This is a genomic window from Candidatus Contendobacter odensis Run_B_J11, assembly GCF_000531125.1.
GTDB classification, from domain to species: Bacteria; Pseudomonadota; Gammaproteobacteria; order Competibacterales; family Competibacteraceae; genus Contendibacter; species Contendibacter odensensis.
The window spans coordinates 21718-32559 of record NZ_CBTK010000190.1; the positions used below are offsets into that span (position 1 = coordinate 21718).

Annotated in this window: 9 protein-coding genes; all 9 read left to right on the top strand. The window is 61.0% G+C overall.

Annotated features, from left to right (window positions below; genetic code table 11):
• Nucleotides 1–142: 142 nt before the first annotated feature.
• Nucleotides 143–1249, top strand: coding sequence for a ferrochelatase (hemH, locus tag BN874_RS11785; RefSeq protein WP_034433517.1), 1107 nt, complete (start codon nucleotides 143–145; stop codon nucleotides 1247–1249).
• A gap of 137 nt (nucleotides 1250–1386) precedes the next feature.
• Nucleotides 1387–2139 carry a TIGR01458 family HAD-type hydrolase gene (locus BN874_RS11790; RefSeq protein ID WP_034433519.1) on the top strand — a complete coding sequence of 251 codons (753 nt, stop codon included), beginning with the start codon at nucleotides 1387–1389 and terminating at the stop codon, nucleotides 2137–2139.
• Nucleotides 2140–2222: 83 nt separating this feature from the next.
• Complete coding sequence (gene pip, locus BN874_RS11795) at nucleotides 2223–3173, top strand: prolyl aminopeptidase (RefSeq protein WP_034433520.1); 951 nt, start codon at nucleotides 2223–2225, stop codon at nucleotides 3171–3173.
• Nucleotides 3170–3625 (top strand): D-aminoacyl-tRNA deacylase, encoded by a 456-nt coding sequence (gene dtd / locus BN874_RS11800; protein WP_034433522.1) that lies wholly within the window; start codon nucleotides 3170–3172, stop codon nucleotides 3623–3625. The genes pip and dtd overlap by 4 nt, the downstream gene beginning before the upstream one ends.
• 131 nt (nucleotides 3626–3756) lie before the next feature.
• A complete protein-coding gene (gene fabA, locus BN874_RS11805) occupies nucleotides 3757–4272 on the top strand; it encodes a 3-hydroxyacyl-[acyl-carrier-protein] dehydratase FabA (RefSeq protein WP_034433524.1) in 516 nt (171 codons plus the stop codon).
• Between the two features lie 11 nt (nucleotides 4273–4283).
• Nucleotides 4284–5501 (top strand): beta-ketoacyl-ACP synthase I, encoded by a 1218-nt coding sequence (gene fabB / locus BN874_RS11810; RefSeq protein ID WP_034433526.1) that lies wholly within the window; start codon nucleotides 4284–4286, stop codon nucleotides 5499–5501.
• A gap of 313 nt (nucleotides 5502–5814) precedes the next feature.
• Nucleotides 5815–8265, top strand: a complete 2451-nt coding sequence (lon, locus tag BN874_RS11815) for an endopeptidase La (RefSeq protein WP_051497761.1) — start codon at nucleotides 5815–5817, stop codon at nucleotides 8263–8265.
• A complete protein-coding gene (locus BN874_RS11820; RefSeq protein WP_195912178.1) occupies nucleotides 8262–9056 on the top strand; it encodes a pentapeptide repeat-containing protein in 795 nt (264 codons plus the stop codon). Before lon ends, BN874_RS11820 begins: the two co-directional genes overlap by 4 nt.
• Nucleotides 9057–9184: 128 nt before the next feature.
• Nucleotides 9185–10842 (top strand): 2OG-Fe(II) oxygenase (locus tag BN874_RS11825; protein ID WP_034433528.1); only part of this gene is annotated, 1658 nt, incomplete at its 3' end.

Consider the following 10842-nt stretch of genomic DNA (forward strand, 5'->3'; position numbering starts at 1 on the left):
CGCGCCCATCCGTCACCGAACCGACTCAGCTATGGCGCTCCTCAGTGAGTGGTGGAATTCGTCGTAGCACGAGCTTCCAGCCCGGCAGCGCATCACGGGCCAGAGGCCCGTGCGACCTCCACCACCGGTTCAGGATTACTCAATGAAACCGACTGCCTCAGCCGCCTTCACCCACGATCAGCCCGACTGCACCGGGATTCTACTCGCCAATCTGGGTACACCCGACGCGCCTACGCCTGCTGCGGTGCGGCGCTATCTGGCCGAATTTCTGTGGGATTCGCGGGTGGTGGAAATTCCCCGACTGCTGTGGTGGTTGATCCTGCACGGCGTCATTTTACGAGTTCGGCCCGCGCAATCGGCGCGTAAATATCAACTCATCTGGACTCCAGACGGATCGCCGTTGCTGGCGATCAGCCGCCGCCAGTCGGCGGCCATTGCGACCCAATTGGCGGAACGCTGTCCCGGTCCGGTGCGGGTGGCGCTGGGGATGCGCTATGGCAATCCCTCCATCGCCTCCGCGCTGGCCGAATTGCGAGCTGCTGGCGCTCGCCGGTTACTGGTGCTGCCGCTGTATCCGCAATATTCGGCGGCTACGGTCGCTTCGACTTTTGATGCAGTCGCTGCCGAGTTGCGCACTTGGCGCTGGCTGCCGGAATTGCGGCTGATCACCCATTACCACGACGATCCGGGCTATCTGGACGCACTGGCCGACAGCATCCGCGCCGCTGACATCGGACACGCCGGTGAACGGTTGCTGTTCTCCTTTCACGGCCTGCCGCAGCGCAATTTATTCGCCGGCGATCCTTACCATTGCCAGTGCCATAAAACCGCCCGCCTGGTCGCGGAGCGGCTGGAATTATCGCCGGAGCAATGGGCGGTGGCGTTTCAATCCCGGTTTGGCCGCGCTCGATGGCTACAACCGTACACCAGCGCATTGCTGGCTGATTGGGCCAAAGCAGGGGTTAAAAGCGTGGCGGTCGTTTGCCCCGGCTTTGCCGCTGATTGCCTGGAAACGCTGGAGGAAATCGCTGTTGAAAACCGGCAGGTGTTTTTGGACGCCGGCGGTGAACAATACTGCTACCTCCCGGCCCTGAACGATGCGCCCCTCCATATTGAGATGCTGTCCGGGTTGATCAGTCGCCACGCTGCGGGCTGGCCGGAATTCAGCGCAGATTACGCTGCCGATGCCGTTGCCGCCGAACGCACTGCCCGCTGCCATCGGGCACGGGTGCTGGGTGCAACAGTTTGAAGTCCAGCGACGGGACAATTTCAGGTTCATTGCAAAGCAGCTTCTATACTCATTGAAACGATGGTTGCCGGCTTGCAGCAGGCGGCGTGAGCGGCCCCGCAGCAATGCGGCACTGAATCCGATTCAATGGGAAGCGCATGATCAACGGTGTTTTAATCGATCTGGAAGGGGTGTTGTACGTCGGCGGTTATCCCTTGCCCGGCGCCCGTGAGGCGTTGCTTAGTCTGCGTGCGGCGGGTATTCCGATGCGGTTTGTGACCAACACCACCCGGCTGACCCGCGCCGCTATCGTCAACCGGCTGGAGCTCATGGGTTTGGACGTGTCCGCCCACCATCTGCTTACACCGGTAGTGGTAGCTCGCCAATACCTGATCGACCGCCAGTTGACCCCGCATCTGTTGGTCCATCCCGATATTGTCGGTGAATTTGCCGACTTGATCGGCCCGTCCCCCGGTGCGGTACTGCTCGGCGATGCTGGTCTGGCATTCAGCTACGAGACCCTCAACCGGTGTTTTCGACTGCTGCTGGACGGGTTGCCGCTACTGGCGATGGGTTCCAATCGCTATTTTCGCGACGGCAATGCTTTGAGCCTGGACATTGGGCCATTTATGGCGGCGCTGCAATACGCCGCCGAGATGGAAGCGGTGGTGCTGGGTAAACCCTCTGCCACATTTTTTCACGCGGCGCTCAACAACCTCGATCTGCCGGCACAGGATGTGGTGATGGTCGGGGATGACGCTGAAATGGACGTGCATGGCGCACTGGCGGCAGGATTGCGCGGTATTTTGGTGCGCACTGGTAAATACCGCCCTGGCGATGAGGCCAAAGTCGAATCGCACGGTGGCCGGGTATTCGATGATCTGGATGCGGTGGTGGACTACATCCTCTAACAAGCGGATGGATTGCGGGTAGAATTGCCTGCAACAAATCCAAGCCCGGAAGCTCCCCGCTTCTGCATCCGAATGGAGTGCCCATGCGCGTTCTCTTTCCCGACATCAAGCCCTATGCCAGCCAGCGCTTCGCCGTAGATGACCTGCACACTCTGCACGTCGAGGAATGTGGTGACCCGGAGGGTCTGCCGGTTTTATTCCTGCACGGTGGCCCTGGCGCCGGTTGCGAACCGATGCACCGACGATTCTTCGATCCGCAACGCTACCGCATCGTGCTGTTTGACCAGCGTGGCTGCGGCCAGTCCACCCCTCATGCCGAGTTGCGCGATAACACCACCTGGCATCTGGTGGCGGATATGGAAAAACTGCGTGAGCATCTGAAAATTGACCGGTGGATCGTGTTTGGTGGCTCGTGGGGTTCGACCTTGGCGCTGGCTTATGCGCAGACTCATCCGGATCGGGTGCGCGGCCTCATCCTGCGTGGCATCTTTCTGTGCCGGAATCGGGATCTGGCCTGGTTTTATCAGGAAGGCGCCAGCCGCCTGTTTCCCGATTTGTGGGAACACTTCCTTGCCCCGATTCCGGCGGCGGAGCGAAATGATCTGGTTCAGGCGTATTACCGGCGGTTAACCAGTGTCAATGAACTGGAGCGGTTGCGGGTGGCGAAAGCGTGGTCGGTGTGGGAAGGATCCACCCTGACGCTGGAAAGCAATACCGCACTGGTCGATCATTTTGGCGAAGCCCGTCGGGCGCTGGGACTGGCGCGGATCGAGTGTCATTACTTCGTGAATCACTGCTTCATGGAGCCGGATCAACTGCTGCGCAATGCCAGCCGGCTGCGGGATATTCCCGGTGTCGTCGTCCACGGGCGCTACGATGTGATCTGTCCGCTCGATAATGCCTGGGCCTTGCACCGGGCCTGGCCTGAAGCGGAATTGCGGATCATCGGCGCCGCCGGTCATGCCGCCAGTGAACCGGGAATTGTCGATGCGCTGATCACCGCGACCCAGAGTTTCGCGGATCGGTTGGCATGATCGGATTGTTACAACGGGTCACCGCAGCGTGTGTTGAAGTCGGTGAGGAGCGGGTCGGCGCGATCGACGCAGGTCTGCTGGTGCTGATCGGAGTCGAGCGCGGCGATGGCGCCGCGCAGGCCGACCGGTTGCTGGAACGATTGCTGGGCTACCGAGTGTTCGCCGACGCCGCCGGCAAGATGAATCTGAGTCTGCGCGAGACTGGCGGCGGCCTGTTACTGGTTCCACAATTCACCTTGGCGGCGGATACCGGCAAGGGTATGCGGCCCAGTTTTACTCCGGCCGCGCCGCCCGCCGAGGGTGCGCGCTGGTTTGCGTATTTGCAGGAACAGGCCGGCCAGCGCCATCGCCCGGTGGCAATGGGGCAATTCGGCGCCCACATGCGAGTCAGCCTGAGCAACGACGGCCCAGTCACTTTCTGGCTCAGAGTCGCCCCGGGTTCCGGCGAATGAATTCGCCCCTCGCTTCTGAATCGATCAACGCGGTTCTCATTCGCGCCACTACCAAAAATCCTTATAATCCTTAATCCAGATTCCGCTTCGACTCCAATTTTTCCCACTGCGTTACCAGGACATCCAAGGTCGTGAATAAAAAATCCAGCTACACCCGCGAAGAGTTGCTTGCCTGCGCTCGCGGCGAATTGTTTGGCCCCGGCAACGCTCAATTGCCACTGCCAAACATGCTGATGATGGATCGCATCGTTCATATCGCCGCCGAAGGCGGCCAGTACGGTAAGGGTGAGATTATCGCGGAACTGGACATCCAGCCTGATCTGTGGTTTTTCGGCTGCCATTTCATCGGTGATCCGGTGATGCCGGGTTGCCTGGGACTGGACGCGATGTGGCAACTGGTCGGATTCTTTCTGGGCTGGGCGGGGGGGCTGGGGCGGGGGCGGGCGCTGGGTTGCGGTGAAGTTAAATTCACCGGTCAGGTGCGCCCCGAAGCTCACAAGCTCACTTATCACATTCATATGAAGCGGGTCATCCTGCGTAAACTGGTCATGGGCATCGCTGACGCAACTCTGGAGGTTGATGGCCGGACTATTTATATCGGCAAAGATCTGCGGGTTGGACTGTTCACCTCAACCGATGGCTTTTGAGGGTAGAAAAGATGAGACGGGTGGTGGTAACCGGTATCGGTATCGTGTCCAGCATCGGCAACGACCGCTGGGAAGTGCTGGAATCGTTGCGGCAGGGTCGCAGCGGTCTGGAATTCGCGGAAGACTACAAGGAAATGGGCTTGCGCTCTCATGTGCGTGGGCCGTTGCGAGTCGACCTGGCAGCGCTGATCGACCGCAAAATCCTGCGGTTCATGGGCGAGGCGGCGGCATTCAACTACATCGCCATGCGCGAGGCCATCGCCGACGCCCAGTTGCCGGGGGACATGGTGTCCAGCCCGCGCGCCGGTCTGGTGACCGGTTCCGGCGGCGGCAGTCCGCAGAACCTGGTCGAGGCCGCCGATCTGCTGCGCAGCAAGGGCTTGAAACGGGTCGGGCCGTACATGGTGCCCCGCACCATGACCAGTACCACGACGGCCTGTCTGGCGACGCCGTTCAAGATCAAAGGCGTCAATTACAGCATCAGTTCCGCCTGCGCCACCAGCGCCCATTGCATCGGCCATGGTGCAGAGCTGATTCAGTGGGGCAAGCAGGACATCATGTTCGTGGGCGGCGCTGAGGAACTGCATTGGACCCTGACCCATCTGTTCGACGCCATGGGTGCGCTGTCGACCAAGTACAATGCCGCTCCGCAGACGGCTTCACGCCCCTATGATGCCAACCGCGATGGCTTCGTGATTTCCGGCGGTGGCGGATTGGTGGTGCTGGAAGAGCTGGAACACGCTCAGCGGCGCGGTGCGCGGATTTATGCCGAACTGGTGGGCTACGGGGCGACTTCGGATGGCCATGACATGGTGCAGCCCTCCGGCGAGGGTGCGCTGCGCTGCATGAAGCAGGCGCTGGAAGGGGTGAACGAGCCAGTGGACTACATTAACACCCACGGCACCAGCACTCCCGCTGGGGATATTCGCGAACTGGAAGCGATTCAGGCGGTGTTCGGCGATCATATCCCGCCGATCAGTTCTACCAAGTCGCTGACCGGTCACGCGCTGGGTGCGGCCAGTGTCCATGAAGCGATCTACTCGCTGTTGATGATGGACAACCGCTTTATTACCGCCTCGGCCAACATCGAAACGCTCGATCCGGCGGCGGAAGGTTTGCCCATCGTGCGCCAGCGGGTGGATAACGCCGATCTCAAGGTGGTGATGTCGAACAGCTTCGGTTTTGGCGGCACCAACGCCACGCTGGTGTTCCGGCGCTTCGCGGGTTAGCGACACGGCGGTGCAGCCCGATCACTGCGGAACCGATAGGGCAGGACTTTCGTTTCTATAGCGCTCTTCGATAAATTGCGGCGGCCCTTATGGCATGGGCTTGCCATCTACCGGTTTTCGACCGATGCGGCAGGAACGGGTGTTAGCCCGCTCCTGCCGCCGATTTTCCGTGAGTGACCCACTTCAATGCTGAATCTGTTAAGTGAGGTTCTGTTGGCATAGCCCACACTCACGAAGGCTGGCCTGCTATGCTCTTGCAATCGCCCGCATCGCCCGCATTTAAGGGTTAAATCCCATTAGCCGCGTGAAAAATATGACCGATCACGAAGCCATTGAAGCGGAAGTCGTGCGTGAGGATGACAGCAGCGAGGCGTCTTCCTCCCCCAATAACACAATTGTCGCCGCCTCCGACATCCTGCCCAACACCCTGTATCTGCTGCCGTTGTCCGAACGCCCATTTTTCCCGGCTCAAGCGCTGCCGTTGTTGCTCAGTGAAGAACCGTGGCTACCCACGGTCGAAGTTGCCGCCAGTCGCGAGCAGCGGGTCATTGGCCTGATTCTGGTCAAACCGGACAGTGCGGAAAAAGTCACCGGTCCTGGTGACTTTCATGAGGTAGGCACCGTTGCCCGGATGCACCAGTTGAATCGCAACGAAGGCCGTCTACAGTTCATTGCCCAAGGTCTGAAGCGGTTCCGTATTCTGAGTTGGCTGTCCCACGAATCGCCATATCATGTTCAGGTCGAGTACCTGAGTGAGGATGATGGAGCTGATGTTGAAGAACTGCGCGCCTATTCGCTGGCGGTGATCAACACTCTCAAGGAATTGATCCCGCTTAACCCACTGTATTCCGAGGAACTGAAATTCTTCCTCAACCGCTTCAACACCCACGATCCCTCGCCGCTGGCCGATTTCGCCGCCAGCCTGACCACCGCCAGCAAGGATGAATTGCAGGAGATTCTTGCCACCGCGCCGATCCTGGAGCGGTTGAAAAAGGTGATCGTGCTGATCAAGAAGGAGCTGGAAGTCGCCAAACTCCAGACCCAGATCCGCAAGCAAGTGGATGAGAAGATGAGCGAGCATCAGCGCAAGTTTTTCCTGCGCGAGCAACTCAAGGCGATTCAGCAGGAACTGGGCATCGCCAAGGATGATCGCACTGCTGACGTGGATCGTTTCCGTGAGCGTCTGGACAGCCGGAAGGTGCCTGATGCGGCGTTGAAGCGGATTAACGAGGAGTTGGACAAGTTATCTATTCTGGAAACCGGATCGCCGGAATACGCAGTGACCCGCAACTATCTGGATGCAATGACTGAACTGCCATGGGGTGTGTACTCCACCGATAACCTCGACCTCAAACACGCCCGCCAAATCCTGGATCGCGACCATGACGGGCTGGAAGACGTAAAGGATCGGATCATCGAATTTCTGGCAGTGGGGGCGCTGAAAGGCCAGGTCGGCGGTTCGATCATCCTTTTGGTCGGGCCGCCCGGCGTTGGCAAAACCTCGATTGGCCGCTCGGTAGCCGCCGCGCTGGATCGCAAATTTTACCGGCTCAGTCTGGGCGGAATGCGCGATGAGGCTGAGATCAAGGGGCATCGCCGCACCTACATCGGTGCGCTGCCCGGCAAGTTCATTCAGGCCATCCGCGAAGCGCAGACCGCCAATCCGGTGATCATGCTGGACGAGATCGACAAGATCGGCGCGTCGTTCCGGGGCGATCCGGCCTCGGCGCTGCTGGAAGTACTCGATCCCGAACAGAACAACGAGTTTCTGGATCACTATCTGGACGTGCGGTTTGACCTGTCCAAAGTGTTATTTATCTGTACCGCCAATCAGCTCGACACCATTCCGGGACCGCTGCTCGACCGGATGGAGACCCTTCGGCTGTCCGGTTACATCACCGCCGAGAAGTTGCTAATCGCCCGTAATCATCTCTGGCCGAAGCTGCTGGAACGCAGTGGCATGGAACGCGACCGGATCCAGATCGGTGACGAGGCATTGCGGAACATTATCGAGGGCTATGCACGGGAAGCCGGAGTGCGCAATCTGGAAAAGCAACTGGGCCGGATTGTGCGTAAGAGTGCGGTAGAGATTGTCAATGGCCGTGAGGGGGCGATTGCGGTGGAATCGCCCAATCTGGACGGCTATCTGGGCAAGCCGCCGTTCAAGACCGAAACACCCATGTCCGGCGTCGGGGTCGTCACCGGACTGGCGTGGACTGCAATGGGTGGAGCAACGCTCAATGTCGAAGCCAGCCTGGTTCATACTAAAAATCGCGGCTTCAAACTGACCGGGCGACTGGGCGAGGTGATGCAGGAGTCGGCCAATATCGCCTACAGCTATCTCAGCGCCCATCTGGAAGCGTATCAGGCCGATCCCAAATTTTTCGATGAGGCGTTCGTTCATTTGCACGTCCCGGAAGGCGCGACTCCCAAGGACGGTCCCAGCGCCGGCATTACCATGGCGACCGCGTTGCTGTCCCTGGCTCGTGGTCAGCAGACGAATCGGCCGCTGGCGATGACCGGCGAACTGACTTTAACCGGGCAAGTGCTGCCGGTGGGCGGCATCCGTGAGAAGCTCATCGCCGCCCGCCGGGTGGGTATCCACGAGATCATTTTGCCGGAAGGCTGTCGCGGCGATGCTGAGGAGTTGCCGGACCATATCAAGGAAGGCGTAACCCTGCATTTCGTCGAGCGGTTTCCGCAAGTGGTGAATTTGGCGTTCGCGCCGTGTACTCCCTCGCCCAGTGGGAGAAGGTTGGGGTGAGGACCGTAGCATTGAACGCCCGCCCTCAGCCTCAGCCCCTCTCGCAGCGGGCGAGGGGCGTTTTCTGCCTGCTGGTCTTGCTACAACTCCCTTTGGTCGCCTGGGCTGCCTGTGATGATCCGCCCGCCCGGCGGGTCAACTGGCTGCGCTGCGACAAGCAGGGTGCTGATCTGCAAGGAGCCGATTTGCGCGAGGCGATCCTGGAACAGGTCAATTTGAGCAACGCCAAACTGGCTGGTGCCCGGCTCAGCGGAGCGGATTTGGGCGGTGCAATGTTGAGTCACGCCGATTTTTCCGGCGCGGCGCTGGCGGGGGCGCGGCTGGTATCGGCGAATCTGGATCACGCGGTGTTCGCCGGCGCCAATCTCAGCGGCGCACGGCTGGATCGGGCGGTATTGACCCAAGCCAATCTGAGCGGCGCCGACCTGAGTGGGGCCAGGCTGTATCAGGCTAACCTCGGCGGCGCCAACCTGAGCGGCGCGAACCTGAGCAAAGCCCATCTGGCGCAAGCGGATTTAACCAATGCCCAGTTGCCAAACGCCAATTTAAGCGGCGCGGCGCTCAGCCGGGCGGTGTTGGAGAATGCGGTATTGACCGGCGCCAATTTGCACGGCGCCAAACTGGATGGAGCTAATCTGCTGGGGGTGGATTTCACCGGCGCCGACTTGTCGGAAGCGGCGCTCGCTGAGGCCCGGATTGATAACGCCCGTTTTACGGACGCCAAACTGGACAGCGCCATCTGGGTAGGCCGCAAACGCTGTTCGCCGGGTTCGGTGGGGGAATGCCGCTAGGGTTGCCACGGCGCGATTGCGGTACGATTCATGCTCCCGGTAATAAATCATGAATCCATCCGATCCCGCCGTGTTCAAGCGGCTCATCGCCAAATAGCGCCAGAGGTTGCACAAAACGGAGAAAATTCATGACATCCATCACCACCGAACTGGCTGGACTATTGAGCAAGGTCCGGCGTCCCGGCGATTTTTACGCGACCGGATCGACCGAGATCTTTGCGCCGTTCCTGGAAGTGGCAGGGGTCGGCCCTATCGCTCTGCCGCTGCTGCCGGTTCAGGCCGAACAACTCATCGCCGTCGCCGAACAGGCCCCCTATGGCCGGGGTGAGGAAACCCTGGTCGATACCAGCGTGCGGCGGACCTGGCAGATCGACGCCGCCAAGGTCCACATCGGGGGGCGAAACTGGCCGCGCACCCTGGAGGTCATCGTCAAGCGAGCCGCCGAGGGTCTGGGAGTCATCAAGCCGGTAGTGGCGGAACTGTACAAGCTGCTGGTATACGACGCAGGTAGCTTCTTCGTGAGCCATCGCGACACCGAGAAAGCGCCCGGCATGTTCGCCACCCTCATCATCGTGTTGCCCTCCCTGTACACCGGCGGCGAACTGCGGGTGCGCCACCGCGACCGGGAAGTCCAACTCGACCTGTACAGCCTGGAACCATCCGAGGTGGCCTTCGCTGCGTTTTATGCCGACTGCGTGCACGAGGTGCTGCCCATCACGTCGGGCTGCCGGTTGACGCTGGTCTACAACCTCCTGCTGCACCCCGGCAAGGGCCGGTTGCCCGAACCGCCCAGTTACGAGACCGAACAGGCCGCCCTGGCAGACCTGTTGCAACAATGGGTCGCCGACAAGAAATCGCCCGACGACGACTCGCCCGAAAAGCTGATCTACCCCCTGGAACATGCCTATACCCCGGTGGCGCTCGCCTTCGACGCCCTGAAGGGAGCGGACGCCGCCGCAGCGTCCGTATTGGTTCCGGCGGCGGAGCAGGCCGACTGCGATCTTCATCTGGCGCTGGCTTCCATCGAGGAGAGCGGCGGTGCCGAATACACCGGCGACTATTACGGTTCGCGCCGCCGCTGGGGGCGATCCGATGCGGATGAAGATGAGGAGGATGAAGGATTCGAGGTGGGTGATATCTGCGACCGGAGCGCGACGCTGGCCGAATGGCGGCGACCGGACGGCAGCCAGTCGGATTTGGGGGTCTTTCCGTTCGAGGAAGACGAACTCTGTCCGCCCGGCGCCTTTGATAACCTGAAACCCGACGAGCAGCATTTCCACGAGGCCACCGGCAACGAAGGCGCGTCCTTCGACCGCATCTACCGCCGGGCGGGTCTGGTGCTGTGGCCGCGCGGGCGGCGGCTCGCGGTGCTTAACCAGGCGGGTTTGCCTGCCACCCTGCCCTATCTGGGTGAACTGGTCCGGCGCTGGGCCGAGGGCGGCGCAGGCTCCGAATCGCCCTTGTGGTGGGAGGCGCACCAACTGGCTGGGCACATGCTGCGCACCTGGCCGAGGGAAGGCGGGCGCCACTGGCGAACCGACACTCAGAGTTCAGAGGCCAAAGTACTGGCGCTCCTGAACCAGTTGCGGGATACCGCGCGTATCGACGTCTTTCTGGCCGATCTCTCCGCTGCTGGCGAATACAGCCTGGGTGACAACGCGGCCCTGGTCGAAGCCCTCGGCCTGTTGCCGCCGCCGCGAGCCGCCGAACTGATCGAACGCATCATCGCCCGGAATGCCGCGCCAGCCCTCGGTGCCTGCGGCGATCTGCTGGCCCGCTGCGCCGC

Coding starts and splice junctions, on each gene's coding strand:
- BN874_RS11790 (WP_034433519.1), top strand. CDS start 1,387: ATGATCAACGGTGTTTTAATCGATCTGGAAGGGGTGTTGTACGTCGGC.
- fabB (WP_034433526.1), top strand. CDS start 4,284: ATGAGACGGGTGGTGGTAACCGGTATCGGTATCGTGTCCAGCATCGGC.
- pip (WP_034433520.1), top strand. CDS start 2,223: ATGCGCGTTCTCTTTCCCGACATCAAGCCCTATGCCAGCCAGCGCTTC.
- hemH (WP_034433517.1), top strand. CDS start 143: ATGAAACCGACTGCCTCAGCCGCCTTCACCCACGATCAGCCCGACTGC.
- lon (WP_051497761.1), top strand. CDS start 5,815: ATGACCGATCACGAAGCCATTGAAGCGGAAGTCGTGCGTGAGGATGAC.
- dtd (WP_034433522.1), top strand. CDS start 3,170: ATGATCGGATTGTTACAACGGGTCACCGCAGCGTGTGTTGAAGTCGGT.